Consider the following 25,743-nt stretch of genomic DNA (forward strand, 5'->3'; position numbering starts at 1 on the left):
TAGCGGTTGTATGACCGCCACAAATGTTAAGCCTTACAGGATCCGGTAGAGCAACCGCTCAATCCGCACCCGACTCACGCGCTTGAGAAACCTGGCCACCCCGGCCGGGTATTCCGGCAGCGTCTCCAGAGTCTGAAAGCCGTCGATCCGCGTGGTATGCCGGAAAATCTCTTCCAGCTCCTTCGCCCGCGGCTCCAGCCATTCGCCCTTCGGGTCATCGATCAACAACGCATTCTCCAGATCCAGGCGAAATGCCCGTGGATTCAGGTTGTTGCCGGTCAGCAACGTATAGCGCTGATCGATCCACATGCCCTTGAGGTGATAGGTATTGTCGCCATCACGCCACAAGTGCAGGTTCAACTGACCACTGTCGATATTGCGCTGGTGCCGTTTGGCAAAGCGGCGCAGGCTGATCTCGTACAGATACGGTAGCGCCGCGATCACCTTGAACGGCTCGCTCGGCGGGATATAGAAGTCGTTGGCGGTCTTGTCGCCGACGACGATATCGATCTTCACGCCACGGGCCAGCGCGCGGTTGATCTCACGGATCACGCCCAGCGGCAGATTGAAGTATGGCGTGCAGATGGTCAGTTGCTTTTGCGCGCTGGCGATCAACTCAAGAATCGCCCGGTTCAACGGGTTGTTCTTGCCGACGCCGAGCAACGGAGTGACTGACAGGCCTTCTCTGGCCGTGCTGCCGGTGGCGGTATCGTACGTCGCGTATTTGAGACGGCTGCGCAGATCGCCGATGTCGTTGCGCAGGCTACGCGTAGTCGGCAGGTTTGGCAGATCGAGGCGATGCACCGCTTTCGATTCGATCAGGCCGTGCTTGACCAAGTGATGCATCGAATCGGCCAGTTCGCGACTTTGCAGGACGTGATAACGGTCGAAACGGTACTTGTCGAACTTGTGCAGGTAAACGTTGTTCAGGCTCGCGCCGCTGTAGACCACGCAGTCGTCGATCACGAAGCCTTTCAAATGCAGCACACCAAACAACTCGCGGGTCTGCACCGGCACGCCGTACACCGGCACTTCGCTCTGGTGCGTGCGGGTCATTTCCTGATACCACGCCGAGTTGCCCGGCTGCTTTCCGGCGCCGATCAGCCCGCGCTGGGCACGCAACCAATCGACGACCACGGCGATTTCCAGCTCGGGGCGCTTAAGCTTGGCCGCGTGGAGAGCATCGAGGATTTCCTGACCGGCTTCGTCTTGCTGCAGATACAGCGCGACGATGTAGATGCGCTGGGTCGCCGTGGCGATTTTTTCCAGCAGGCAACGACGGAACTCGGCGGCGCCGGACAGAATGGTCACGGCCTCGGCGGTCAGCGGAAAGCTGCGCAGTTTAGGCAGCAGGGAACGTTTGAAAAGCAACGGCATAGGGCTCGCAATGGGTCGAATCCGAAGAACCCGAGAGCTTACACCATCGCATCCTTCGGGTCTTGTTAGTGCCCGTAAAGAGATCAAAAGATCGCAGCCTTCGGCAGCTCCTACACGGGCCAATGTAGGAGCTGCCGAAGGCTGCGATCTTTTGATCCTAAAAAACCATTGCCAAAGGAGAACAATCGTTCTACTGTTCGCCACATGAACGAAATCACTAGCAACGACACACGAGACATCATTCTGGATGTCACCGAAAAGCTGATCTACAAAAGTGGCATCGCTGCCACCAGCATGGATCTTCTGGTGAAAACCGCCGGCGTCTCCAGAAAAAGTATCTACCGTTACTTTGCCGACAAGGACGCGCTGACCGTCGCCGCCCTGCAACGCCGTGACGTGCGCTGGATGCATTGGTACAGGAGCGCCGTCGATCAGGCCGAAACCCCGGCCGATCGCCTGCTCAACCTGTTCACCGTGCTCAAGAGCTGGTTCGCCTCCGAAGGCTTTCGTGGCTGCGCATTCATCAACACCAGCGGCGAAACCGGCGATCCACAGGACCCGGTGCGCCTGGTCGCCAAAGAACACAAACAGAAGCTGCTCGACTACGTGTGCGAGCTGTGTACCGAACATGGCGCCGAAGATCCGCAACTGCTGGCCAGACAGCTGCTGATCCTGATTGACGGTGCCATTACCGTAGCGCTTGTGATGGGTGATCACAGTGCCGCCGATAATGCGCAATGCATGGCGCGAAAGTTATTGGACCTGTAACGCCTTAATAAGCCGGACTTGTTGTTCAATTATTAATTAGATCGGGAGACTGAACATGTCTACTGCAGCCCAGGTACGTCCGCCATTGCCGCCCTTCAACCGTGAATCGGCGATCGAAAAAGTTCGTTTGGCCGAGGATGGCTGGAACTCCCGCGACCCGGAACGGGTATCGCTGGCCTACACCCTCGACACCAAGTGGCGTAACCGCGCCGAGTTCGCCAACAATCGCGAAGAAGCCAAGGCCTTCCTCACCCGTAAATGGGCGAAAGAACTGGACTACCGCTTGATCAAGGAGCTCTGGGCCTACTCGGATACCCGCATCGCCGTGCGCTACGCCTATGAATGGCACGATGATTCGGGTAACTGGTTCCGCTCTTACGGCAATGAAAACTGGGAATTCGACGAGCAAGGCCTGATGTTCCAGCGCTATGCGTGCATCAACGACATGCCGATCAAAGAGAGCGAACGCAAGTTCCACTGGCCACTGGGCCGGCGCCCGGATGATCATCCAAGCCTGTCCGACCTCGGTCTGTAACAATCGACCCTGTAGATACTCTGTTCACGGTCAAGCTTTTGCGAGATCTTTTGCGCAAAAAAGCTTGGCCGTATTGAAATCTTCGCCGGCTCGCATGCAGGCCCACAAGCCGGTCAGGTATTTGCGCATGACGGCGACGATAGCCTGCATCTTTCTCTTCCCTCGCCCGATCAACGCTTCGTAAAAGGCTTTCACGTTGCTGTCGCAACGTATGGCAGTCAGCGCTGGCATGTACATCGCTGAACGTAGGTAGGTGTTTCCGCCCTTACTTATCCGCCCAGGTTTATCGATGCTGGTACCTGATTGCGTAAGCCGCACATCGAGTCCTGCATGTCGGCTGACCTGCGCGGACTTAAGTGTCACTGGCAAGGTCGTCAATTCAGCCAGTGCCGCAAATACTGAAATTTCGCCCATGCCCGGCGCTGCGATCATGTGCCCAAACTGGGCGCTTAGCGTCGGGCAGTTGTCGATCAGCGCCCGACCTGCGAGCCTGAAACGCTCGATTCGCTTGTCAAAAGCTTCAATGGCTTCTTCTTCGTCTTCAATCAGCATTTTCACGGTTGTTTGAGTAGCTTTCAGCGCATGCAGCTCGTTCTTGGCTCGGGTGCGATGACACGTCAAACGATTGATATGCCTTCCGATAGCCCGCAGTTCCAACTGTATGGTCGTGGGCGGCGTCCACAATTTTGGGCTCATGCGTTCGCCGTATTCGGCTAGCAACTGGGCATCGATCGCATCGGTTTTGCTGTTTTTCAGCATCAGCTTGGCAAAGTTATGAAAGCTCTTCGGGTTGATAACCGAAACGGGCAAACCCGCCGCGGTGAGCTCCATGGCCAAATCCAGGTAATAGATGCCGGTGGCCTCCATCACTACGGATAAAGGCTTGAGCTCGAGCAACCTGTTGACCGCTGCTTTGCGCCCGGCGGGTGTTTGGTCGATGTTGCAGGCCCCTGCAAAACGGCCGTCGTTGCGCCAGCCCATGGCGGTCGTGCGAGACCCCACATCCAAACCGACATGCATGCTCATGCTTTCAACTCCGAGTGAACTGGGTTAGAAATGCATCCTGGTTCCCCTGACCTCGAACTTCATGCCACTGCAACCTTGTAATGCGAAGTCCGACTTGTCGGCTTCTCGATACTCTTCGTGGTGGGCAATGAGGCGGGGGGACCTCTCTACAGACAAGGTCAGGAGCAAGTCCTGCCTTTAGGAGCGATCGGTCTCCCCCAGAAACACATCTTCGTATGTCCGCACCAGCGAGCTTAGATCTCAATTGACTGGTGTGAGGGCAACATACAAGGAGCTGCCGAAGGCTGCGATCTTTTGATCTTGATCCTAAAAAACAAAATCAAAAGATCGCAGCCTTCGGCAGCTCCTACAGGGGATTTGTGGGGTTCAGGCGACAGCGGCGGTCTTCTCGGCCTCCAGTTCGCGCACCAGCGGCAACACCCGCCGCCCGAAATATTCCACCTCTTCCTGAAAGTGCAGAAACCCAGCCAGCACCAGATCCACCCCCACCGCCTTCAACGCGACAATCCGCTCGGCAATCTGCAGCGGCGTACCAATCAGATTGGTCTTGAAGCCATCGTTGTACTGCACCAGATCCTCGAACGTCGATTTCGCCCAGTTGCCCTCACCCTCCGGCGATGCCCGGCCCGCTTGTTTCGCCGCATCGCCAAAGGCGTTTACCGCTTCCGGATCCGCCTGATCGATGATCTGCGCAAGTACCGCCCGCGCCTCTTCTTCGGTATCACGGGCGATGACAAAAGCGTTGACGCCAACTTTCACCGAATGATTATTCGTCGCCGCTTTCTGACGAATATCGTCAACCTGCGCCTTGATCCCCTCGACGCTGTTGCCATTGGTGAAATACCAGTCCGAAACCCGCGCCGCCATGTCTCGCGCCGCACGGGAACTGCCGCCCTGAAAGATCTCCGGACGGCCCAGCGGCTTCGGTTTCAGACTGTAATTGTCGAAGCGGTAGAAGTCGCCGCGAAAGGTGAAGTTGTCCTCACTCCACACGCCTCGCAGTGAGCGGATGAACTCTTCGGAACGACGATAACGCTCGTCGTGCTCCAGCCAATGCTCGCCGATGGCCTGGAATTCGCCCTTGAACCAGCCACTGACGATGTTCACCGCGATGCGGCCGTTGGTGAGTTGATCGATCGTCGCCAGTTGTTTGGCCGCCAGCGCTGGTTGCCAAGGACCGGGCAGGATCGCCGCGATCACTTTGAGTTTGCTGGTGGCCGCGAGCAAGGCGTGGCTGAATGCGACGGACTCGTGCTGGAACTCCGCACCATAACCGGCGGTGAAGCGGATCTGCGTCAGCGCGTATTCGAACCCGGCCGCTTCAGCGATCTGCGCCAGTTTGCGGTTGTAGTCGATGCCCCAGTCGGTGCGTTGTTCAATCTTGCTGACCACCAGCCCACCGCTGACGTTCGGCACCCAGTAGGCAAATTTCACGGCTTGCTGACTCATTGGCGTGTCCTCGGGACATTTGCGGAGATGGGAGTGGTAGAGCAGCAAGCGTGCCAGGGTTGAAATGCCTGGTTTTATTGGTGTTCGGCGTTGAATAGATGTTTTGTAGAGGAGAGATTTGTTGGCTGGATGTTGAGTGGGCAACAGTAGATTTTGCAGTGGCTGGAAAGCCGCCTTCGCGAGCAGGCTCCCACAGGGTGGAATGCATTTCAAAATGTGGGAGCGAGCCTGCTCGCGAAGGCGTCAGACGGGTCGCCGCAACAGTTGGATACAGGTAACATGACCGCCCTCCCCGCAGCCAAATCTGCGCCCTGCCGAATAAGCCGATTCCATGCCTTTCGAACTCAGCGTTGACCTCACCACCCTGGCCATTCTGGCCCTTGTCGCTTTCATTGCCGGTTTCATCGACGCCATCGCCGGCGGTGGCGGTCTGTTGACCACCCCTGCGCTGTTGACCGCTGGCCTGCCACCGCATCTGGTGTTGGGCACCAACAAGTTGAGTTCGACCTTCGGTTCGGCCACCGCCAGTTTCACCTTCTACCGCCGCAAGCTGTTCCACCCAAGGCAGTGGACGCATGCGATTGTCGGCACTTTGATCGGCGCACTGACTGGCGCTGTCGTCGCTCATTACCTGCCAGCAGAATGGCTGAACAAGATGCTTCCGGTAATCGTCTTCGCTTGCGGTCTGTACCTGTTGTTCGGCGGTACGCCAAAAGCGCCGCTGGACAGCGACGCTCCGATCAAGAAGAAATGGCAATCGACCCAAGGCTTCAGCCTCGGTTTCTATGACGGCGTGGCCGGTCCCGGCACGGGCGCATTCTGGACGGTGAGCAGCCTGCTGCTCTACCCGATCGACTTGGTCAAGGCCAGCGGTGTGGCGCGCAGCATGAACTTCGTCAGCAACATTGCGGCGCTGTCGGTGTTCGTGTTTTCCGGGCAGGTGGACTGGATCATCGGCCTGAGCATGGGCCTGTCGGTGATGGTCGGCGCGTTCTTTGGCGCGCGCACCGCGATCAGCGGTGGCGCCAAATTCATTCGCCCGGTGTTCATCACCGTGGTACTGGGTTTGACCGTGCGCCTAGCCTGGCAGCACTGGTTCAGCGTGGCCTAAGCGCCGCGCCACGTAGACATCGATCAAGTAACGGGCAATCGACTTGGACGCCGGCAACGGCGGCAGATCGTGCACGTTGAACCACTGGGCGTCTTCGATCTCGTCTTCCTGACAGACAATCTCGCCACCGGCGTATTCGGCATGGAAGCCGAGCATCATCGAGTGCGGGAACGGCCAGCACTGGCTGCCCAGATACTGAATGTTCTTCACCTCGATCTGCACTTCTTCACGCACTTCCCGAATCAGGCAATCCTCGGCCGACTCACCCGGCTCGGCGAATCCGGCCAGCGTGCTGTAGACCCCGGTGACGAATCGCGGCGAGCGCGCCAACAGAATCTCGTCGCCCCGAGTGATCAGCACGATCATGCTCGGTGAAATCCGCGGATAACTGCGCAGGTCGCACGGCTGGCAATACATCGCCCGCTCGCGCGGCACCTGCGTCATCGCCTGCCCGCAGTTGCCGCAGAAGCGGTGTTCGCGAGCCCAAGTGCCGATCTGCGCGGCGTAACCGAGCACTTTGTAGATCGTGTGCTCGCCATCGAGCATGAACGCCCGCAGGCCTTTCCAGTTGCAACCCGGCACCTCACCGGCACTGCGCAACTCCAACAGGTACACCGGCTCGCCATCGAGATGGCCAATGCCGTGCTCGGCGAGAACTGACAGGTCCTGACGCTTGAGCCATTCCCGAGGGAACAGCGCGCCGTTGTCATCGAACAAAAAGCCTTCCGGGCTGCGCGCCACGGCCCAGCCGCCGGGTTGATCGGTGTCCAGTACTGCAGTGGTCCAGCGAGATGTCATGGTTTCTCAGTCCAGAAATTCGGGTTTCTGTTTGCTCATATGGGCGGCCATGGCCACGCGCAAGTCAGTGGATTGCAACATGGCGGCGTTCCAGGTGGCAACGTATTCGAGACCGTCGTCGATGCGATGGTCGCGCATGTAGCTGATCATTTCCTTGGTGCCGGTAACCGCGATCGGCGATTTCGAAGCGATCTCGCGAGCGATGTCCAACACGCCTTCGAGCAGCGCGTCCTTGTCGCTGTAGACGCGGTTGACCAGGCCAATGCTGCGCGCCTCATCAGCGCCGAAAGTGCGACCGGTGTAAGCCAGTTCACGCAGCATGCCGTCACCGATGATCCGTGGCAACCGTTGCAAAGTGCCAACATCGGCGGCCATGCCGATATCGATTTCCTTGATCGAGAATTGCGCGTCTTCAGCGGCGTAGCGCATATCGCACGCGGCGATCAGATCGATGGCGCCACCCAGGCAATAACCTTGAATGGCCGCGATGACCGGTTTGCGGCAGTTGTCGACGGCGTTGAACGAGGCTTGCAGGGTGAGGATCTTGCGCCGCAGCAGGCGCGCATTGCGGCCAACGTCCTTGCCCAATTCATTGGCCACGCCGGCGAGCATCATCAGGTCGATGCCCGAGGAAAAGTGCTTACCGTTGCCACTGAGCACAACCACGCGCACTTCGTCGGTGTCGTCGATCCACTGGAAGATCTCGACGATCTCGCTCCAGAACGCCGCGTTCATCGAATTGATCTTTTCCGGGCGATTGATCTGCACATGGGCGATGTTGTCGGCCAGTTCGACGCTGAAGGCGGAGTATTGAGTCATGGCAGTGATCCTTTACCGGGCTGAAAATGAGGCCCGAACTATAACAAGGCATCACAGTGGCGGTTCGGCCAAATGCGGGACTGTCCTGAGTTTTACTTTGCCTGTACTGACCTCTTCGCGAGCAGGCTCGCTCCCACAGGGGGGAATGCATTTCAAAATGTGGGAGCGAGCCTGCTCGCGAAAGCGTCCGATCAGGCACTACAAATCATCTGGCCAAACGCCGCAGCCCAAACAACATCCCCCCCGCCCCCAACAACATCGCCGCCAGAAACAGCGGATAGGAAACCCACCACGGCGTCCCCGCCGTCATCATGCTGAACTCCGACATCCCGCCAATACTGGCAATCAGGTTCAACGGCAGAAACACCACGTTGATCAACGTCAGCTTGCGCAGGAGGTTGTTCATGCTGTTGTTCATCAGATTGCCACGCGCATCGATCAGCCCGGAAAATACTGTGGAGTAGATTTCCGCCTGCTTATAGCACTGGTTGTTTTCGATGATCAGGTCGTCGATCAGGCCGATCGCCTCACTGCCGAAATGCTGCTTCTCGGCATGATTACGCAAGCGTGTAAGGACCGCGCCGTTGCTGTGCAGCGCGTTGATGTAATAGATCAGGCTTTCGCTGAGGTTGAACATCTGCACCAAGTGCTGGTTCTGCATCGATGCATTGAATTTCTGCTGCAGCTCGCGGGCGACCAGTTTGATCACCTTCAGGTGCCCGAGGTAGTGGTGGATGTTGTTGAACAGCAGGTCGAGCAAGACATCCAGCGGCGTATTCAGCGGCTGGCGGGTGCCGAGGCCGTGCAGCGGCGTGTCGTCGGTGGCGATCACCAGTAGTTGTCCCGGGGCGAACAGCAATCCGCACGACGACACTTCAAACGCCAGACTGCCACCGCCGGAATAGTTTTCCGGGCGCTTCCAGATCAGGAACAGATGGTCCGGATGGAACTCGATGCGTGACACCTCGTCCGGGTCCAGCGCTGACGCCAGTGCATGCTCGTCGACCTTGAAATGACTGTGCAGCAAGTCGCGCTCGGCGGCATCCGGGTTGCTGAACAGCATGACCTCGGCGTCCAGTCGCTCGACCCGCTGCAAGGCGCCGTGGCTCAGTGCGAAGCTGTTGATCATCGGCGCCTCACCAGGCCTGACCGCGACGCTTGAGTTCCAGACGACGCACGAATTCTTCCAGCACCAGTGAATACAGATCGTCGTGCAAATAAGCGTCTTCAATACCGGCGTCGAGGTTGGGGTTGTCGTTGACTTCGATTACCACCACCTTGTCGCCGGCCTGCTTCAGATCGACACCGTAGAGGCCGTCGCCGATCAGATTGGCGGTCTTCACCGCTAACTCCACCACCGCACGCGGCGCCTCGTGGATCGCCATGGTCCGGCATTCGCCGTTGACATCCTGACCTTTGGCCTTGTGGTTATAGATTTGCCAGTGGCCCTTGGACATGAAGTATTGGCAGGCGAAGATCGGTTTGCGGTTGAGTACGCCGATGCGCCAGTCGTATTCGGTGTAGAAAAACTCCTGAGCCAGCAGCAACACCGAGTGTTCGAACAGTTCGGCGGTGGCTACGAGCAAAGCCTGCTGGCTTTCGACCTTGATCACGCCACGGGAAAAACAACCGTCGGGGATTTTCAATACCAGCGGAAAGCCGAGGCGCTCGCCCACGCGCTCGAAGTCTTCGGGTCGCTCCTTGTAGAGAATTTCGGTGGCGGGCATGCCCAGTTGATGACTGTTGAGCAGATCGGTCAGGTAGACCTTGTTGGTGCAGCGCAGAATCGATGTCGGGTCGTCCATTACCACCAGACCTTCGCTCTCGGCCTTCTTGGCGAAGCGATAAGTGTGGTTGTCGACGCTGGTGGTCTCGCGGATCAGCAAGCCGTCGTACTCGGCCAGGCGCGCATAATCCTTTCGTTCAATCAGTTCAACATCGATACCCATGCCCTTGCCGACCCGGACAAAATTCGCCAGTGCCTTGGCGTTGGATGGCGGTAACGCCTCCTGCGGATCGTGCAGTATCGCCAAGTCGTAGCGCGCCACTTGCGGCGAGCGCGGCACTCGCCAGACTTTGCGACTGAAACCGTCCAGCGCATTGGCGAACTGATCTTCCTGATCATCGCGCAACTTGTGCAAGGCGCCGGACTTTATACCTTCGATGTGCCAGCCGTTAGTTCGGCGAAACTCAACTAACAGGATCGGACAGGGAAATACTTCAAACAACTGCCGGGCCAGATCCTGTAATGGCTCGATATGTGTTCGGCCAAAATACAGGGTCAGAGTAAAGCCTTCGGTATCACTGTAGAGATGATGACTGAGGGCTTTCTCCAGGGTTTTATCGAGATCGTCCAGCGCCAGGCCGTAAAGTGATTTTTTCGTCAGCTCGCTAATGGTACGCACCGAAGGAATCACCTTATGCCCGCGGGCTTCGGCCAGCAGCGAGCAGTAATAGCCATGGCCAAGGTACTTGTAGCTGCGGCACAGATTGATCACCTGCACGCGCTTGCCCGGCTCGCTGTCGCAGCTGTGCTCGAGATATTCCTGCGCCGTCAGGATGTCTTCACTGGGAAAATAGGAGGCCCAGTCTTCCTTGCGCTCGACAATTATCAACACTTGACTGGATGCCTTAACCGCCGAACTTAAATAAGTTGCCGCCGGCAAACTTTGCTCGGATACTTCGCGCCAATGACCCTGTACCGCTGACATAGAGATTGATCCGTTGGAGAACAAGACCTTTTCTATTAAGCACGAAGTTTTTCGAAAGTCTCGTTTCGTTACGCAACTTTTACGGTGGTCATATGAAGGCTGTTTTTCGTTTGGCGATAGTTGAAGACTTGCCGGCGCTGCTGGCACTGGAAAAGCAATGTTTCACCACGGACCGGCTCACCAGTCGCAGTTTTCAATGGATGATCACTCGTGCTCACGGGCAGTTGCTGGTGGCCGAGTGCGACGGCCAACTGCTGGGTTATGCGTTGGTGTTGTTTCATCGCGGTACTTCGCTCGCGCGGCTGTATTCCATCGCGATCGCGGTTGAGGCGCGAGGCACGGGCCTGAGCAAGCAACTGCTGCAACGCATTGAAGCGATGGCGCTGGAGCACGACTGTGCGTACCTGCGTCTGGAGGTACGCACCGACAATCCTGCGGCCATCGCGCTGTACGAACGTAGTGGCTACCGGCGTTTTGCGCTGATTCACGATTACTACGAAGACCACGCCGATGCGCTGCGCCTGGAGAAACGCATCGTCCAGCATCGTGATTCGCGCAGCATCAAAGTGCCCTACTACCGACAAACCACTGATTTCACCTGTGGCCCGGCGTGCCTGCTGATGGCCATGGGTGCTCTGCAATCGGAACGTTTACTGGAGCGTGGAGAAGAACTGCAGATCTGGCGGGAAGCGACCACGGTGTTCATGACCTCCGGCCATGGCGGGTGCAGCCCGCAGGGATTGGCGTTGGCGGCGTGGCGTCGAGGCTACAAGGTGGGTTTGCAACTAAGCCTGGCCGGGCCATTGTTTCTCGACGGTGTGCGGGATGCGCATAAAAAAGACGTCATGCGCCTGGTACACGAAGAGTTCACGGGGCAATTGCAGGAGACCGATGTTGAGTGTTTGATCGGTGCGTCTCTGGACCTGCCGCGACTGCTGGATGCCGGTGGACAGCCGCTGTTGTTGATCAGCAGCTATCGACTGACGCGATCCAAGTCGCCGCACTGGGTAATCGTGACCGACTGCGACGAAGATTTCGTTTACCTGCACGACCCGGATGTCGACCATAGCCAGCATCGACAGCCAATGGATTGCCAGCATGTGCCGGTCAGCCATGGCGAATTCGAGAAAATGTGCCGGTTTGGCCGGGGCAAACTGCGTGCGGCGGTGGTGCTGTATTCCCGCGAAACGTAAGCGTCCACATGCAGGAGCTGCCAAAGGCTGCGATCTTTTGATCTTGATTCTGAGAATCAAGATCAAAAGATCGCAGCCTCGTTGCACTCGACAGCTCCTACAGGGGAATACCCGTCAAGGTGTGGACTTCAGGCCGACTTTGTACAACGAACCCTTCTCCTCATCCGTCAGCACATACAAATAACCATCCGGACCTTGTCGCACATCGCGAATCCGCTGCTTGAGTTCGCCCAGCAAGCGCTCCTCGTGCACAACCTTGTCGCCATCGAACTGCATACGAATCAGTTCCTGAGTCACCAGCGCGCCGATAAACGCGTTGTGTTGCCACGGTTTAAAGCGATCGGCATCGTAAAACGCCATTCCGGTGACGCCCGGCGATTTCTCCCAGACATGGTGCGGTGCAACGGTGCCTTCGGCCGTTTTACCCTGGGCTTCCGGGATCGGCTGCATCGAGTAATTGATGCCGTGGGTCGCCAGCGGCCAGCCGTAGTTCTTGCCGCGTTCGATGATGTTGACCTCATCGCCACCGCGCGGGCCGTGTTCGTTTTCCCACAACGTGCCTGTCCAAGGATTGAGTGCCGCGCCCTGCGGGTTACGCAGGCCGTAGGCCCAGATCTCCGGCCGTACGCCAGACTGACCGACAAAGGGGTTGTCATCCGGCACCTTGCCGTCCGGGTAGATACGCGCAACCTTGCCTTGCAGCTTGTCGAGATCCTGTGCGGTCGGCCGGTCGTTGTTTTCGCCCAGAGTAATGAACAAATAACCGTCGCGATCAAACACCAGCCGCGAGCCGAAATGGTTGCCAACCGAAAGCTTCGGTTCCTGACGGAAGATCACTTTGAAATCCTTCAGTGTCTTCAAGTCATCCGAGAGCCGCCCACGCCCGACGGCGGTGCCCGCCTTGTCGCCGACCCCACCCCCTTCGGCATAGGACAGATAGACCAGCCGATCCTGTTTGAAATCCGGCGACAACGCGACATCCAGCAAACCGCCCTGCCCCTTGGCCCAGACCTGCGGCACACCGGAAATCGGCGCCGATAGTTTGCCGTCGGCCGCGACCACGCGCAGATTGCCCGGACGTTCGGTGACCAGCATGCCTTGGCGATCCGGCAGAAACGCCAGCGCCCACGGATGCTCAAGGCCAGCGGTGATGGTCGTGACTTCGAGGGTGCCCTGTTCGCTTTGCAGCTCTTTGGGGGCGGCGGCAAAGGCCGGTGCACTGAGCAGCGCACCGGCACACAGTGTGGCTAGAAGGGTTTTACGCAACATGCACGATTCCTTTTGTTCGCTTGAAGGGTCGACAGAAGCTCAGTCCTGCCGCTCAACGGTTGCTGCCTCCGCTGCGCGAAGGTGGATTGGGGATAAATGTGGGCGGCGAGCTCGGCACCGAGCGGATCGGCTGGCCGTTGCCGATGCCTCGGTTCTCGACCGTAGGCTGACGTGGCGTCGGCACAGTGTTCGGCCCCCGAATGGGTGGAGCGCTGGGCTGGGTGCCCTGCATGCTGTTGGGGTTAGCCCGGCGTATCGGGCTGTTGTAGGGGTTGTTGCTGTTGCCGGTAGGGCTTTGCGCCAACAGGACGTCGGCATGAACCAGACCGCCACTGAGGGTCAGGACGACGATGCCAAGCAGAATTCGGTTCATGACGCTGCCTCTCGATGGGCCAAGGATAGAGCCTTCGAGTCCACGCTACGCTCAGGGTTCGGATTTGTTAACCCGCATGCCTTAAACAACATGTAACACGGCTTGACCGAGTCCCTGGAAACCCGCGCATTCCGGGGAAACTTTCAGTCACAGCCGCAGGTCATCCGATCATCACTCGGAGAACTCACCATGGCTCGGGCAATCTGGAAAGGCGCGATCAGTTTCGGACTGGTTCACATCCCTGTCGCACTGGTCTCGGCGACCTCGTCGCAGGGTGTGGATTTCGATTGGCTCGACAGCCGCAGCATGGACCCAGTGGGTTATAAACGGGTCAACAAGGTTACCGGCAAGGAAGTCACCAAGGAGAATATCGTCAAAGGTGTTGCTTATGAAAAAGGCCGCTATGTGGTGCTCAGCGAAGAGGAAATCCGCTCGGCGCACCCTGTTTCAACGCAGACCATCGACATCTTTTCCTTTGTCGACGCCGAACAGATTCCCCTGCAAAACATCGACACGCCCTACTACCTGGCACCCGACAAACGCGGTGGCAAGGTCTACGCGCTACTGCGCGAAACCCTGAGCAAAACCAATAAAGTCGCCCTCGCCCGCGTAGTGCTGCATACGCGCCAATACCTGGCTGCGTTGATGCCACTGGAGTCGGCGCTGGTGCTGGTGAAACTGCGTTGGCCGCAGGAGGTACGTGGCCTCGACGAGCTGGAACTGGGCAGCGAAGTGACCAAGCCGCAGTTGGCCAAGGGTGAACTGGACATGGCCAAACGGCTGGTGCAGGACATGAGCGCGGACTGGAAACCCGAAGACTACAAGGATGAGTTCGAAGACAAGATCATGGCCCTGGTCGAGAAAAAGGCCCATGAAGGCAAAATCGAGGATGTTGAAACGGTGGGTGGCGAGGAAGAGCGCAAAACTGCTGATGTGATCGACTTGACCGAGCTGCTTAAACGCAGTCTGGGCGGGAAAGCGGCGGCTAAACCGAAAGCGAAAGCCGCGACCAAGGCAGCGCCAGCCAAGAGGACCAAGAAGGCCTCCGGAGAATGACAATCCAAGGATCGTCAGGCAACTGACAGGTTGTATTTGAGAGAGTCTTCGCGAGCAAGCTCGCTCCCACAGGGTTCTGAGTCGAGTGCTAAATGCGCATTCACCCAATTCCATTGTGGGAGCGAGCTTGCTCGCGAAGGCGTAAGTTAATTCACCACATTGATCAGATCAGAATGAAGATCGCCAGCAAACCACCGAAGATCGCCCACTTTTCCATGTAATAGCGCTTACGGTTACGCTTTTTCAGCTCTTTACCACGCAGACGAATCTTGTAGATCCGGGTAAACAAGCGGTTGATGCCACCGGTCCGATCACCAGCATCATTCGGCGCTCCTGCCGCCGACATGACGGTACGGCTGAACCAGCTGTTGAACGCCGCCGCCCAGCGGTACTTCATCGGTCGTTCAATGTCGCAGAACAGGATGATGCGGTTCTTGTCGGTGGTGTTTTCGGCGTAATGGATAAAGGTCTCGTCGAACATCACCGCTTCGCCGTCACGCCAGTGGTAGCTCTCACCGTCGACGTTGATATAACAGCCGGCATCGTTCGGCGTGTCCAGGCCCAGGTGATAGCGATAGGAACCGGCATACGGGTCGCGGTGACGCACCAGCTTCGAACCCGGTGGCAGCTCGGCAAACATCGCGGCCTTGATCGAACCGATGCTCTGCACCAACTCGGTGGTGCGCGGACACAGCTTCATCGCCGACGGATGGCTCTCGCCGTACCACTTCAGATAAAAACGCTTCCAGCCGCTTTTGAAGAACGAGTTGAAACCGACATCGTCGTACTGGTTGGAACGCTTGATCTCGCCGGCACGCAGCAAATTCTGCCCTTCTTCGCGGATTTCTTCCCAGTGCGCCTGCAACGGGCTCAAGTCAGGAAACTCGCTAGGATCCAGGTATGGTTTGTTCGGCTTTTTCGAGAACAGATAAAGGAAGCAGTTGATCGGCGCGAGAAACGTCGAATGGTCACTCAGTTGTCGACCAAGCTTGTGGCGCACTCGCCCACGCAAATGAACGTATGCAATGGAAATGACATAAATAGCAGCAATGATGAGTTTCACGGAAATCGTCACATGTCAGAAGTGAACAAACTGCGCGCCGTGCGGCCTGAGGCTCAACGTCTTATGCAGTGGTCTGAATACAAATGGCACGTCCTTGGCCCGCGCCGTAACCGGACGCTCGGTGAAAGGTGGCATTTTAGCCACAGTTTGTAACCGATAGTGAATCTTCAACTGTGAAAAACTGTCCCGCGATCATGCCAATCGGCGATCGTGGCGTGATCGCCCTATCGTTTAAAGAGCCAGACCAGTACAATCGCCGCCAAACTTTACGCGCCCCCCTTGGTTGATGACGGGACTCTCCCGCTTCAGCGCACTTTGACTCGGGCCAAGCGCTGCAGCCGCACCCTCGCTTTTTAAGAATGCTTCGCAGGAATAACTCTTGATTTCTACAGCTAACATCACGATGCAGTTCGGCGCCAAGCCGCTCTTCGAAAACGTTTCGGTCAAATTCGGCGCGGGCAACCGCTACGGCCTGATCGGCGCCAACGGTTGCGGCAAGTCGACCTTCATGAAAATCCTCGGCGGTGACCTCGATCCGTCCGGCGGTCAGGTCATGCTCGAGCCGAACGTGCGTCTGGGTAAATTGCGCCAGGACCAGTTCGCTTACGAAGAATTCACCGTGATCGATACGGTGATCATGGGTCATGAAGAGCTGTGGAAGGTCAAGGCCGAGCGCGATCGCATCTACTCGCTGCCGGAAATGAGCGAAGAAGACGGCATGGCCGTGGCCGAGCTGGAAACCGAATTCGCCGAGATGGACGGCTACACCGCCGAATCCCGCGCCGGTGAGCTGTTGCTGGGTCTGGGTATCGGCATCGAGCAGCACTTCGGCCCGATGAGCGAAGTTTCCCCGGGCTGGAAACTGCGCGTATTGCTGGCGCAGGCGCTGTTCTCCGATCCGGAAGTGCTGTTGCTCGACGAACCGACCAACCACCTGGACATCAACACCATCCGCTGGCTGGAAAACGTGCTGACCCAGCGCAACAGCCTGATGATCATCATCTCTCACGACCGTCACTTCCTGAACAGCGTGTGCACGCACATGGCTGACCTGGATTACGGCGAGCTGCGTCTGTTCCCGGGCAACTACGACGAGTACATGACCGTGGCGACCCAGTCCCGCGAGCAACTGCTGTCGGACAACGCCAAGAAGAAAGCGCAGATTTCCGAGCTGCAATCGTTCGTCAGCCGCTTCTCGGCCAACGCCTCGAAAGCCAAGCAGGCCACCTCCCGCGCCAAGGCGATCGACAAGATCCAGCTGGCCGAGGTCAAGCCTTCGAGCCGCGTGAGCCCGTTCATCCGCTTTGACCAGAACAAAAAGCTGCACCGCCAGGCGGTCATCGTCGAAAAAATGGCCAAAGGCTTCGACGGCAAACCACTGTTCAAAGACTTCAGCTTTCAGGTCGAAGCCGGCGAGCGCGTGGCGATCATCGGCCCGAACGGTATCGGCAAAACCACCCTGCTGCGCACCCTGGTCAACGAACTGACCCCGGACGCCGGCAGCATCAAGTGGACCGACGCCGCGGAACTGGGCTACTACGCCCAGGACCACGCGCACGACTTCGAAGACGACGTCACCCTGTTCGACTGGATGGGTCAGTGGACTCAGGGCGAGCAGATGATTCGCGGCACGTTGGGCCGCATGCTGTTCTCCAACGACGAGATCCTCAAGTCGGTCAAAGTGATTTCCGGTGGTGAGCAAGGTCGCATGCTGTTCGGCAAGCTGATCCTGCAAAAGCCGAACGTGCTGATCATGGACGAACCGACCAACCACTTGGACATGGAATCGATCGAGGCACTAAACCTGGCGCTGGAAAACTACCCGGGCACGCTGATCTTCGTCAGCCACGACCGTGAGTTCGTATCGTCCCTGGCCACGCGCATCATCGAGCTGAGCCCGGATGGCGTGACTGACTTCAGCGGCACTTACGATGACTACCTGCGTAGTCAGGGTGTAGTGTTCTAAAAGCAGCTTCAAGTGTTGAGCTGTTAGCTTCAAGCTAAAGCCCTGTCCATGTGACGGGGCTTTTTGCATTCCAAGGTGAGGGATTTGCGGGTGCGGCTACCTTCGCGAGCAGGCTCGCTCCCACAAGGGAATGCATTCCAAAGGTGGGAGCGAGCCTGCTCGCGAAGGGGCCATCAGCCGCTACATCAATCCTCGGGGAAAGTAGTTAGCCTGCTTTCTTTTATCTGACACCCAAGCCATGATGCGAACTCTCCCACCGCCGCCCGCGAACGAGTCCTCATGTCTGCGCAGCAACTGCCACCGCAAAGCTCCATGGCGATCACCCTGCAGATCGTTTCCATCGTGTTCTACACCTTTATTGCCTTCCTCTGCATCGGTCTGCCGATCGCGGTGTTGCCCGGTTATGTGCATGAACAACTGGGTTTCAGCGCGGTGGTTGCCGGGCTGGTGATCGGCTCGCAGTACCTGGCCACCCTGCTCAGCCGGCCAATGGCCGGGCGTATGTCGGATACGATCGGGACTAAGCGGGCGATCATTTATGGTTTGTGGGGGATTGTCCTCAGCGGCTTGCTGACGCTGGTATCTACGCTGCTACAGGACTTTGCGCTGACCAGCCTGATCATTCTGATTATCGGCCGCTTGCTGCTCGGCATCGCACAAGGGCTGATCGGCGTCGGCACCATCAGTTGGTGCATGGGCCAGGTCGGCGTCGAACACACCGCAAAATCGATTGGCTGGAACGGCATCGCTTCCTATGGCGCGATTGCCATTGGTGCGCCATTAGGGGTGGTGATGGTCGCCGAATACGGCTTCACCAGCCTCGGCATCGCGTTGGCCGTGCTGGCGGCCGGTGCACTGCTGCTGATTCGCAACAAGCCGTCGGTGCCGGTGATCCGTGGCGAACGCCTGCCGTTCTGGGCGGTGTTCGGGCGAATCGCCCCGTATGGCGCCAGCCTGACCCTGGCCTCGATCGGCTACGGCACGCTGACCACGTTCATCACCTTGTATTACCTGAACCGTGGCTGGACCGGCGCGGCGTACTGCCTGACCGTGTTCGGCGTGTGCTTCATCCTGTCACGGCTGATGTTTATCTCGGCGATCAGTCGCTTTGGCGGCTTCAAATCGGCGATCGCCTGCATGACCATCGAAACCGTGGGCCTGGTGATGTTGTGGCTGGCCCCCTCCACCGCATTCGCTTTGATCGGCGCAGGGCTGGCGGGGTTTGGCCTGTCGCTGGTCTATCCGGCGCTGGGTGTCGAGGCGATCAAACAGGTGCCCAGCTCCAGCCGAGGATCTGGTTTGGGCGCTTATGCGGTGTTCTTCGATCTGGCGCTGGCGATTGCCGGGCCGCTGATGGGCGCGGTGGCGCTGAATCTGGGCTATTCGTGGATATTCTTCAGTGCGGCGCTGTTGTCGGTGATCGGGCTGGGGCTGACGTTGCTGCTCCAGCGCCGGGCGATTTCCTGAAGTTCGCCGCGATCCCCTGTAGGAGTGAGCCTGCTCGCGATAGCGGTGTATCAGAAAAGGAAATGTCGACTGACACACCGCTATCGCGAGCAGGCTCACTCCTACAGGGGATTTGCGGGGTTATTGATCCGCGGTTTGCATGCCCGCCCGGGTCGGTTTGCCCAAGGCATGGGAGAAAAACCGTCCGGCTTCGGAGATCAGATTGCGGTGAATATCCTCGCGATCCACGCCATCCGCATCGGTACACAACGCCGGCATGGCGCGAATCTGCTCTTCATTACACGGTGCCATAAAGACGAAGTGCCCTGCCCCGGCCAGTAATTTGAAATCCGGCGCGGTCGGCAGTTTGCGCGCCAGCGCTGCCGCGTTTTTGTCGAAGGCCACCAGTTTGTCGCCATCACCGCTGTAGAGCAGCACCGGCACATGCACGTCAGCCAGGGTGTGACGACCGAACTTGAGGCTCAGCGGCGCCATCAACAGCAAAGCGTGAACACGCGGATCGGCCACCGGTTGCAGGTCATCGCGATCAACGATCAGCTCACCTTGCGTATTGCAGGCATCACGATCATCCGGACGCTCCTGACAATAACGACGCAGACGATCGAGATCCGGTTGCGCGCCCGACAGGATCAACGCCGTCTCGCCGCCCGCTGAATAACCGATCACCCCGACCTGATCCGCGTTGACATACGGCGCGAGCATACGGTCGCCCAGGGTTGCGGTGATGGCTTCGGAAATCTGGATCGGCCGCCCGTAGAGATTGCTCAGGGTGCCGAGTCGGCTGTGGTCTTTGGAGTTGTCGCCGGGATGAATCACCGCCACCACCACAAAGCCTTTGCGTGCCAGCGAGGTCGCGAGATCGTGCAGCGCCAGCGGCGTGCCGGTGTTGCCGTGGGAAAGCATCAGCATCGGAAAGCGGCCGATGGCAACTTTGGTGTCTTCGCCAGCCTCGACGGAGTAACCCTCGAGCAGACTCATGTGTTCGCGGTCGCTGGAAGGATAGAAGGCGATGGCGCGCATCGGTTGCAGGTCCAGCGGATCGAGGAAGTTCATCTCGTGGTAGCCGACGCTCCACACCGGGTGTCGCCCAGGCGCAGCGTGCACTGTGTTAAAGCTGCCAAGCAGGCAAATCAGTAACGTTGCACAAAGACGCATCATGGGATGCTCCACCCTGTTGTGACTCAATCGAAAGTTCCGTTGCGTTGCGGGCCTGAAACGCCGGGGATTCGGTATTTCGGTACGACAATGCACTCAGACGCTGATTGTGTGACTGCATAACCCGGGCCAGATTATGTAACAGCCAGAAACAAAAAACTCCGTATTCGCCCCTTGCGGAACCAGAATACAGAGTTTTTTGAGTATTACCTGAACAACAGCTGTTCTTTACGCAAGCCTTACGCAGCGGCGAACAGTTGCTCGCTGATCTTCGCTTGAGCAGCAGTCATGGCGTTGTTGCGCACTTCGTCGCCATACGCCAGGCCTTCGGCACGGACGATTTCGATGTCGGTGATGCCGAGGAAGCCCAGCACCAGCTTCAGATACTCTTCGTGAGCGATGCCGCTGGCCTGGCCAGCGTGGATGCCACCCGAGGTGGAAACGATCACCACTTTCTTGCCACCGCACAGGCCTTCAGGGCCGGCTTCGGTGTAACGGAAGGTCTGACCGGCAACTGCAACGCGATCGATCCACGCTTTCAGTTGGGTCGGCACAGTGAAGTTGTACATCGGTGCGGCGATGACGACGGCGTCGGCAGCGATGAATTCGGCCAAAGTTGAAGCGCTCAGTTCGGCTTCGTGCTGTTGTGCGGCATTGCGCAGTTCAGCGGTGGTACCGGCGGCGACCAGCGTGGTCGACGAGAAGTGGCTGATGGCATCGGCGGCCAGGTCACGGTAGGTCACCACGGCGCTTGGATCGGCGGCCTGCCAGGCTTTGACGACTTCGCCGCTCAACTGACGGGAGGCCGAGTTGTCGCCCAGAATGCTCGAATCGATATGCAGCAGTTTCATGTGGAATCTCCTGGAATGAATCGCCGGTGGCGACGGAATGGAGACAATCCTACGCAAGAAACCAATGGATGATTAGCCGCCTGAAATGCGATAGTTTGTCCCACTGATAGAACAGTTGGATTTCCCTATGCAAGACCTCAACGATCTCTACTACTTCGCCAAAGTTGTCGAGGCCGGCGGTTTTGCCGCGGCCGGGCGTTTGTTGGGCATTCCCAAGTCACGGCTGTCGCGGCGTATTGCCGAACTGGAAGAGCGCCTTGGCGCGCGTTTGCTGCAACGCACCACCCGGCAACTCAACCTCACGGCGGTGGGTGAGCGCTATCTGCGTCATTGTCAGGCGATGTTGCTTGAGGCGGAGATGGCCGATGAAGCGGTGGCGAGCATGTCCAGCGAGCCGCGTGGCCGCCTGCGGGTCTCCTGCCCTACCGGGCTGGCACGGGAAATGTTGCCGTGGGTCATCAGCGAGTTCCTCGGCAAATTTCCTCAGGTGCAACTGGAAGTCGTCTTGCTCAATCGCCGGGTCGATCTGGTTGGCGAAGGCTTTGATGTCGCATTGCGTGTGCGCGAGCACGGTGACGAAGATCCGTTGCTGGTGACCCGCCGCTTGCGTCAGGCGCAAATGGTCGTGGTTGCCAGTCCGGATTTTGTACAGGACCAATCGATCAACCATCCGCAAGACCTGAAAAATCTGCCGGTGCTCGGCGCTCTGGAGGCCGATCGCATGGTGCATGTGCGCTTGCTTGATCAACAGGGTGAAAGCTTCGAGTTGAACATGGAAGCGCGCCTGGGCATCGATGACTTTATTGTGCGCAAAGCCTGCGTACTGGCGGGTCAGGGTTTCACTTTGCTGCCGATGATGTACTGCGAAGAGGAACTGAGAAACGGCACCCTGGTGCAGTTGCTGCCAGAGTGGTCGCTACCCGGCGGCTGGTTGCAAGCGGTGTATCCGCATCGACGCGGGGTCATGCCGGCGGTGCGCGCGTGGATTGATCATCTGGTCGAGTCGTTCAATGCCTGTGGGGAGCGGTTGTTATGAGCAAGGGAAAAATGAGTGAAACCGACGTCGCGGCGTTCTGCCTGGAACTGCCGGGCGCTCGGGAAGATTACAAGTGGGGTGGTGTGCGGGTGTTTTCGATTGCCGGCAACAAGATGTTTGCCTTGCAGGGGCTCCGTGGGGATTCGTTGGCATTCAAGGTCGACAAGGATCTGTTTCTCGGCCATTGCGACCGCCCCGGCATTCACCCGGCGCCATATCTGGCGCGGGCGCAGTGGATCATCATGCACCCGCCCTACCCGCTGGGTGCCGAGGAATTGCGCGGGTTGTTGCAGCGTTCGCATCAGTTGGTGGTGGGCAAGTTGCCAAAGAAAACCCAGGTGGGATTATTGCTCTAACCCCAATCCCTGTAGGAGTGAGCCTGCTCGCGATAGCGGAGTGTCAGTCAAAGAAATTCCAACTGACACTCCGCTATCGCGAGCAGGCTCACTCCTACATAGGGAATTGCGGTGTATTCAGAACAGTGTCAGCAGATTCGAGCCGAGAAACAGCTGGTCGATCCAGAACACTTGGTGCAACACGACAATCACCCAGAACAGGATCTGAAACGAGACCTTGCGCGTCTTGTGCCGGAACACCTGCTGGGCAATCAACGCGCCCGGCCAGCCGCCGGCCAGTTCCACGGCATGCAGGATGTTCTCCGGGGTGCGCCAGGCATCGGTGCGCGCCTTGCGCTTGTCGGCCCAATACATGAAGAACGCCAGCACGCTGACAACCCCATAGGCTGCCAACGGCACCAGCGAAATCCCGCGCAGCCACATCGATACAGAGCCGAACAGCGGCAGCGCGCAGACGATCAGCAGAACCAGCAGTTTCAGCTTCAGATGCTGGATATTGTTGCCGCCCGAAGGTCGACCATCCGGCCGGCGTGCGCGGGAATCACTCATGGTTTGGCCGCTGCCCAATCGATCCAGCCAAACTGCCACGTCGCCAGAATCACCAGGCCAAACACGATCCGATACCAGGCGAACGCCGCATAGCTGTGGCTGGCGATGAACTTGAGCAAACCGCGCACGGCGATCATGGCGAAGATGAACGCCGTGACAAAACCGATGGCAAACACTGGGAAGTCCGCCGGCACAAACAGGTCGCGGTATTTGTAGCCCGAGTAAACCGCCGCACCCACCATGGTCGGCATCGCGAGGAAGAACGAGAACTCGGTGGCGGTCTTGCGCGACAGACCGAACAGCAACCCGCCAATAATCGTCGAGCCGGACCGCGAGGTGCCGGGGATCATCGCCAGACACTGGGCGAAGCCGACCTTCAAGGCATCTTTCCAGGTGATCTCGTCGACCGTTTCGGCGTGCACTTCATGCTGACGCTTTTCCGCCCACAACATGATGATGCCGCCCACCACCAGTGCTGTCGCAACGGTGATCGGGTTGAACAGGTATTCGTGGATCAGGTCGGCAAAGATCACACCCAACACCACCGCGGGCAGAAACGCGATCAGCAGGTTGGCGGTAAAACGCCGTGCGCTCGGCTGCGTCGGCAAACCGATGACCACATCAAGAATCTTGCGTCGAAACTCCCAGACCACCGCGAGGATCGCGCCGAGCTGGATGATGATATTGAACGCCATGGCCCGTTCGCCGCCGAAATCGAGCAAGTCGGCAACGATGATCTGGTGTCCGGTACTGGAAATGGGCAAAAACTCCGTCAGCCCTTCTACAACTCCTAGTATCAGTGCCTGCAAGGCCGTCCAAAGATCCATCAATCCCCCAAAGAGCGATGCGCGTCGGCATGCCCCGATAGTATTTTTCTAGCGTTCACTGCGATCAGCGTAGCTGGTTATGGCTGTACCGATTCCGCGCGCACAGGATCCACACGAAACGGTCAAAATTCCGTGAAATATCAATTTGGATTCAGGTTTTCACGCGCGGGGCCGAAATCCTAACAGACAAGCCTTAATAGCGCTGCCGCGTTATACGACTTGGGTCGCGTATGCCCGCTCACGAAATCGTGGTTGGATGCTGGCGGTCGTTTATTACAAGAAAAAGAATCCGGAGTGACAGCGTTATGAACAGCTTGCGCAGTGTGTCGATCAGCCGACGCTTGTGGCTCATCTTGATTGTGGCGGTGGTCATGTTGCTGACCTTGGGCGTGTTGATGCTCAAGCAGATCCACGACGATCTCTATCATGCCAAAGCCCAGAAAACCCAACACGTGGTGCAGACCGCCAGCGGCCTGCTGACCTATTACCACGACCTTGAAACCGCCGGCACGCTGACAAAAGATGCCGCGCAGAAACAGGCCCTCACCGCCATTCGTGGTCTGCGCTACGACCAGAGCGATTACTTCTGGATCAACGATCTCACGCCCGTGATGGTCATGCACCCGACCAACCCCAAACTGGAAGGCCAGAACCTCTCGGCGATCCGCGATCCGGACGGCTTTGCGGTGTTCAACGAAATGGTTGCCATCGCCAAGGCCAAAGGCGCCGGCATGGTCGATTACCGTTGGCCGAAACCGGGCGCCAGCGAGCCGGTGGCCAAGACCTCCTACGTCAAACTGTTCGAGCCTTGGGGCTGGGTGCTCGGCTCCGGGGTTTACGTCGACGACGTCCAGGCCGAATTCCAGGGCCAAATGATCAAGGCTTCGGTCATCGGCTTGGCGATTGCGCTGATCATGGCACTGCTGGTGATCCTGATCGCGCGCAGCATCGTCCGCCCGTTGCAGGAAACCGTGAACGCCATGGCCAACATTGCCAGTGGCGAAAGCGACCTGACGCGCAGCCTCGATACCCATGGCAAGGATGAGGTCACTGAACTGGCGCATCACTTCAACGCCTTTACCGCCAAACTGCGCCGGGTGATCGGCGATTTGCAGGTGTCGGCCAGCGCTTTGGGCCAGTCGTCCAGTGAACTGGGCAACGATGCATCGCAGGCCCAGCAACGCAGCCAGCAGCAATCGCAACAGATGGAACTGGTGGCCACGGCGATCAACGAAGTGACCTACGGCGTGCAAGATGTGGCGAAGAACGCCGAGCACGCCGCCGCCGAAATGCGTGACGCCGAAGCGCAAGCGCAACAGGGCCAGATCAACATCGATGGCAGCTTGCAGCAGATCGACAAGCTGTCCGGGACCATTGATCAAGCGGTCGAAGTGATTCGCACCCTGGCTGCCGAAAGCACCCAGATCGGCAGCGTACTGGAAGTGATCCGCTCGATTGCCGAGCAGACCAACCTGCTCGCGCTCAACGCCGCGATCGAAGCGGCGCGGGCCGGTGAGCAAGGTCGCGGGTTTGCCGTGGTGGCCGATGAAGTACGCCTGCTGGCGCAGCGGACGCAGAAGTCGACAGCGGAAATCCAGTCGATGATCGAGCGCCTGCAGAACCATTCCGAAGCCGCCGTAAAGGTGATCGGCGACAGCAGCAAGGCGTCGCAATTGACCATCGAGCAAGCCGGGCTGGCCGGCGCCAGTCTGAACGCCATTGGCCAGGCATTGCGCAATCTCAACGGCCTGAATGCCTCGATTGCCAGCGCTACGTTGCAACAGGCCCACGTAGTCGAGGACATCAATCAGAACGTGACGCAGGCTGCTGGCCTCTCGCACAGCACGGCGATCGCGGCCGAGCAGTCGAGTGCGGCCAGCCTGAAACTTGGCCAGTTGAGCGAACAACTCAACGCCCTGCTGCGCCAGTTCCGCGTCTAGACACCCCCCCCTGTAGGAGTGAGCCTGCTCGCGATAGCGGTGTGTAGC

Annotated in this window: 24 protein-coding genes; 10 read left to right on the forward strand and 14 right to left on the reverse strand. The window is 58.4% G+C overall.

The window, feature by feature from the left end:
* Positions 1–33 precede the first annotated feature (33 nt).
* Positions 34–1,377, reverse strand: coding sequence for a CDP-diacylglycerol--serine O-phosphatidyltransferase (gene pssA, locus PspR84_RS15425; protein WP_160057957.1), 1,344 nt, complete (start codon positions 1,375–1,377; stop codon positions 34–36).
* A 204-nt stretch (positions 1,378–1,581) separates the two neighbouring features.
* Between pssA and PspR84_RS15430 the strand changes: the two genes are divergently transcribed.
* Both PspR84_RS15430 and PspR84_RS15435 read left to right on the forward strand, forming a co-directional pair.
* Positions 1,582–2,145, forward strand: a complete 564-nt coding sequence (locus PspR84_RS15430) for a TetR family transcriptional regulator (protein WP_150792674.1) — start codon at positions 1,582–1,584, stop codon at positions 2,143–2,145.
* Between the two features lie 55 nt (positions 2,146–2,200).
* Complete coding sequence (locus tag PspR84_RS15435; RefSeq protein WP_038361256.1) at positions 2,201–2,680, forward strand: nuclear transport factor 2 family protein; 480 nt, start codon at positions 2,201–2,203, stop codon at positions 2,678–2,680.
* 30 nt (positions 2,681–2,710) lie between these two features.
* Here the strand turns inward: PspR84_RS15435 and PspR84_RS15440 are convergent, their stop codons facing one another.
* The gene (locus PspR84_RS15440) at positions 2,711–3,706 is read right to left on the reverse strand and encodes an IS110 family transposase (RefSeq protein WP_160057007.1); all 996 of its coding nucleotides are present in this window, start codon (positions 3,704–3,706) and stop codon (positions 2,711–2,713) included.
* A gap of 366 nt (positions 3,707–4,072) precedes the next feature.
* The gene (gene sfnG / locus PspR84_RS15445) at positions 4,073–5,155 is read right to left on the reverse strand and encodes a dimethylsulfone monooxygenase SfnG (RefSeq protein WP_160057958.1); all 1,083 of its coding nucleotides are present in this window, start codon (positions 5,153–5,155) and stop codon (positions 4,073–4,075) included.
* Positions 5,156–5,486: 331 nt separating this feature from the next.
* Here sfnG and PspR84_RS15450 point away from each other — a divergent pair, with 331 nt between their 5' ends.
* Positions 5,487–6,266: a TSUP family transporter gene (locus PspR84_RS15450; RefSeq protein ID WP_077572779.1), complete on the forward strand. Its 780-nt coding sequence runs from the start codon at positions 5,487–5,489 to the stop codon at positions 6,264–6,266.
* On the opposite strand, the gene nudC is transcribed toward PspR84_RS15450, so the two are convergent.
* The 4 genes from nudC to PspR84_RS15470 form a co-directional block, all read right to left on the reverse strand.
* On the reverse strand, positions 6,234–7,064 hold the full coding sequence (gene nudC, locus PspR84_RS15455) for an NAD(+) diphosphatase (protein WP_160057959.1): 831 nt from the start codon (positions 7,062–7,064) through the stop codon (positions 6,234–6,236). The genes PspR84_RS15450 and nudC overlap by 33 nt on opposite strands.
* A gap of 6 nt (positions 7,065–7,070) precedes the next feature.
* Entirely contained in the window at positions 7,071–7,883 is an 813-nt protein-coding gene (locus tag PspR84_RS15460; protein WP_160057960.1) for a crotonase/enoyl-CoA hydratase family protein, read from the reverse strand.
* A 205-nt stretch (positions 7,884–8,088) separates the two neighbouring features.
* Positions 8,089–9,012 carry a magnesium transporter CorA family protein gene (locus PspR84_RS15465; protein ID WP_110718565.1) on the reverse strand — a complete coding sequence of 308 codons (924 nt, stop codon included), beginning with the start codon at positions 9,010–9,012 and terminating at the stop codon, positions 8,089–8,091.
* Positions 9,013–9,019: 7 nt separating this feature from the next.
* Positions 9,020–10,594: a RimK family protein gene (locus PspR84_RS15470; RefSeq protein WP_160057961.1), complete on the reverse strand. Its 1,575-nt coding sequence runs from the start codon at positions 10,592–10,594 to the stop codon at positions 9,020–9,022.
* A 92-nt stretch (positions 10,595–10,686) separates the two neighbouring features.
* On the opposite strand from PspR84_RS15470, the gene PspR84_RS15475 reads away from it, so the two are divergent.
* Complete coding sequence (locus tag PspR84_RS15475) at positions 10,687–11,787, forward strand: peptidase C39 family protein (RefSeq protein ID WP_160057962.1); 1,101 nt, start codon at positions 10,687–10,689, stop codon at positions 11,785–11,787.
* Positions 11,788–11,901: 114 nt separating this feature from the next.
* On the opposite strand, the gene PspR84_RS15480 is transcribed toward PspR84_RS15475, so the two are convergent.
* Together PspR84_RS15480 and PspR84_RS15485 are read right to left on the reverse strand one after the other, a co-directional pair.
* Complete coding sequence (locus PspR84_RS15480) at positions 11,902–13,056, reverse strand: PQQ-dependent sugar dehydrogenase (RefSeq protein ID WP_160057963.1); 1,155 nt, start codon at positions 13,054–13,056, stop codon at positions 11,902–11,904.
* Between the two features lie 52 nt (positions 13,057–13,108).
* Positions 13,109–13,429, reverse strand: coding sequence for a hypothetical protein (locus PspR84_RS15485; RefSeq protein WP_160057964.1), 321 nt, complete (start codon positions 13,427–13,429; stop codon positions 13,109–13,111).
* Positions 13,430–13,618: 189 nt separating this feature from the next.
* Here PspR84_RS15485 and PspR84_RS15490 point away from each other — a divergent pair, with 189 nt between their 5' ends.
* Positions 13,619–14,485, forward strand: coding sequence for a Ku protein (locus PspR84_RS15490; RefSeq protein ID WP_160057965.1), 867 nt, complete (start codon positions 13,619–13,621; stop codon positions 14,483–14,485).
* 163 nt (positions 14,486–14,648) lie between these two features.
* Here the strand turns inward: PspR84_RS15490 and lpxO are convergent, their stop codons facing one another.
* Entirely contained in the window at positions 14,649–15,548 is a 900-nt protein-coding gene (lpxO, locus tag PspR84_RS15495) for a lipid A hydroxylase LpxO (RefSeq protein WP_095118800.1), read from the reverse strand.
* A 379-nt stretch (positions 15,549–15,927) separates the two neighbouring features.
* Here lpxO and PspR84_RS15500 point away from each other — a divergent pair, with 379 nt between their 5' ends.
* Positions 15,928–17,514 carry an ABC-F family ATPase gene (locus PspR84_RS15500; protein WP_007914779.1) on the forward strand — a complete coding sequence of 529 codons (1,587 nt, stop codon included), beginning with the start codon at positions 15,928–15,930 and terminating at the stop codon, positions 17,512–17,514.
* A gap of 279 nt (positions 17,515–17,793) precedes the next feature.
* Positions 17,794–18,981: an MFS transporter gene (locus tag PspR84_RS15505; protein WP_160057966.1), complete on the forward strand. Its 1,188-nt coding sequence runs from the start codon at positions 17,794–17,796 to the stop codon at positions 18,979–18,981.
* A gap of 120 nt (positions 18,982–19,101) precedes the next feature.
* On the opposite strand, the gene PspR84_RS15510 is transcribed toward PspR84_RS15505, so the two are convergent.
* Together PspR84_RS15510 and PspR84_RS15515 are read right to left on the reverse strand one after the other, a co-directional pair.
* Complete coding sequence (locus tag PspR84_RS15510) at positions 19,102–20,139, reverse strand: dienelactone hydrolase (protein ID WP_160057967.1); 1,038 nt, start codon at positions 20,137–20,139, stop codon at positions 19,102–19,104.
* 236 nt (positions 20,140–20,375) lie between these two features.
* Positions 20,376–20,987, reverse strand: coding sequence for an FMN-dependent NADH-azoreductase (locus PspR84_RS15515; RefSeq protein WP_160057968.1), 612 nt, complete (start codon positions 20,985–20,987; stop codon positions 20,376–20,378).
* A gap of 127 nt (positions 20,988–21,114) precedes the next feature.
* Between PspR84_RS15515 and PspR84_RS15520 the strand changes: the two genes are divergently transcribed.
* On the forward strand, positions 21,115–22,023 hold the full coding sequence (locus tag PspR84_RS15520) for a LysR substrate-binding domain-containing protein (protein WP_160057969.1): 909 nt from the start codon (positions 21,115–21,117) through the stop codon (positions 22,021–22,023).
* Positions 22,020–22,379 (forward strand): MmcQ/YjbR family DNA-binding protein, encoded by a 360-nt coding sequence (locus PspR84_RS15525; protein ID WP_160057970.1) that lies wholly within the window; start codon positions 22,020–22,022, stop codon positions 22,377–22,379. Before PspR84_RS15520 ends, PspR84_RS15525 begins: the two co-directional genes overlap by 4 nt.
* A 117-nt stretch (positions 22,380–22,496) precedes the next feature.
* Here PspR84_RS15525 and PspR84_RS15530 read toward each other — a convergent pair whose 3' ends face one another.
* Positions 22,497–22,928 (reverse strand): DUF1294 domain-containing protein, encoded by a 432-nt coding sequence (locus tag PspR84_RS15530; RefSeq protein WP_160057971.1) that lies wholly within the window; start codon positions 22,926–22,928, stop codon positions 22,497–22,499.
* The gene (locus PspR84_RS15535; protein WP_160057972.1) at positions 22,925–23,755 is read right to left on the reverse strand and encodes an undecaprenyl-diphosphate phosphatase; all 831 of its coding nucleotides are present in this window, start codon (positions 23,753–23,755) and stop codon (positions 22,925–22,927) included. The genes PspR84_RS15530 and PspR84_RS15535 overlap by 4 nt, the downstream gene beginning before the upstream one ends.
* A 305-nt stretch (positions 23,756–24,060) precedes the next feature.
* Here PspR84_RS15535 and PspR84_RS15540 point away from each other — a divergent pair, with 305 nt between their 5' ends.
* The gene (locus tag PspR84_RS15540; RefSeq protein WP_160057973.1) at positions 24,061–25,695 is read left to right on the forward strand and encodes a methyl-accepting chemotaxis protein; all 1,635 of its coding nucleotides are present in this window, start codon (positions 24,061–24,063) and stop codon (positions 25,693–25,695) included.
* Positions 25,696–25,743 lie beyond the last annotated feature (48 nt).

It is taken from the genome of Pseudomonas sp. R84, assembly GCF_009834515.1.
Classification (GTDB): domain Bacteria; phylum Pseudomonadota; class Gammaproteobacteria; order Pseudomonadales; family Pseudomonadaceae; genus Aquipseudomonas.

Bases quoted from the DNA above. Each gene is read 5' to 3' on its own strand.
- pssA (WP_160057957.1), bottom strand. From the start codon at position 1,377: ATGCCGTTGCTTTTCAAACGTTCCCTGCTGCCTAAACTGCGCAGCTTT.
- PspR84_RS15430 (WP_150792674.1), top strand. From the start codon at position 1,582: ATGAACGAAATCACTAGCAACGACACACGAGACATCATTCTGGATGTC.
- PspR84_RS15435 (WP_038361256.1), top strand. From the start codon at position 2,201: ATGTCTACTGCAGCCCAGGTACGTCCGCCATTGCCGCCCTTCAACCGT.
- PspR84_RS15440 (WP_160057007.1), bottom strand. From the start codon at position 3,706: ATGAGCATGCATGTCGGTTTGGATGTGGGGTCTCGCACGACCGCCATG.
- sfnG (WP_160057958.1), bottom strand. From the start codon at position 5,155: ATGAGTCAGCAAGCCGTGAAATTTGCCTACTGGGTGCCGAACGTCAGC.
- PspR84_RS15450 (WP_077572779.1), top strand. From the start codon at position 5,487: ATGCCTTTCGAACTCAGCGTTGACCTCACCACCCTGGCCATTCTGGCC.
- nudC (WP_160057959.1), bottom strand. From the start codon at position 7,064: ATGACATCTCGCTGGACCACTGCAGTACTGGACACCGATCAACCCGGC.
- PspR84_RS15460 (WP_160057960.1), bottom strand. From the start codon at position 7,883: ATGACTCAATACTCCGCCTTCAGCGTCGAACTGGCCGACAACATCGCC.
- PspR84_RS15465 (WP_110718565.1), bottom strand. From the start codon at position 9,012: ATGATCAACAGCTTCGCACTGAGCCACGGCGCCTTGCAGCGGGTCGAG.
- PspR84_RS15470 (WP_160057961.1), bottom strand. From the start codon at position 10,594: ATGTCAGCGGTACAGGGTCATTGGCGCGAAGTATCCGAGCAAAGTTTG.
- PspR84_RS15475 (WP_160057962.1), top strand. From the start codon at position 10,687: ATGAAGGCTGTTTTTCGTTTGGCGATAGTTGAAGACTTGCCGGCGCTG.
- PspR84_RS15480 (WP_160057963.1), bottom strand. From the start codon at position 13,056: ATGTTGCGTAAAACCCTTCTAGCCACACTGTGTGCCGGTGCGCTGCTC.
- PspR84_RS15485 (WP_160057964.1), bottom strand. From the start codon at position 13,429: ATGAACCGAATTCTGCTTGGCATCGTCGTCCTGACCCTCAGTGGCGGT.
- PspR84_RS15490 (WP_160057965.1), top strand. From the start codon at position 13,619: ATGGCTCGGGCAATCTGGAAAGGCGCGATCAGTTTCGGACTGGTTCAC.
- PspR84_RS15505 (WP_160057966.1), top strand. From the start codon at position 17,794: ATGTCTGCGCAGCAACTGCCACCGCAAAGCTCCATGGCGATCACCCTG.
- PspR84_RS15510 (WP_160057967.1), bottom strand. From the start codon at position 20,139: ATGATGCGTCTTTGTGCAACGTTACTGATTTGCCTGCTTGGCAGCTTT.
- PspR84_RS15515 (WP_160057968.1), bottom strand. From the start codon at position 20,987: ATGAAACTGCTGCATATCGATTCGAGCATTCTGGGCGACAACTCGGCC.
- PspR84_RS15520 (WP_160057969.1), top strand. From the start codon at position 21,115: ATGCAAGACCTCAACGATCTCTACTACTTCGCCAAAGTTGTCGAGGCC.
- PspR84_RS15525 (WP_160057970.1), top strand. From the start codon at position 22,020: ATGAGCAAGGGAAAAATGAGTGAAACCGACGTCGCGGCGTTCTGCCTG.
- PspR84_RS15530 (WP_160057971.1), bottom strand. From the start codon at position 22,928: ATGAGTGATTCCCGCGCACGCCGGCCGGATGGTCGACCTTCGGGCGGC.
- PspR84_RS15535 (WP_160057972.1), bottom strand. From the start codon at position 23,755: ATGGATCTTTGGACGGCCTTGCAGGCACTGATACTAGGAGTTGTAGAA.
- PspR84_RS15540 (WP_160057973.1), top strand. From the start codon at position 24,061: ATGAACAGCTTGCGCAGTGTGTCGATCAGCCGACGCTTGTGGCTCATC.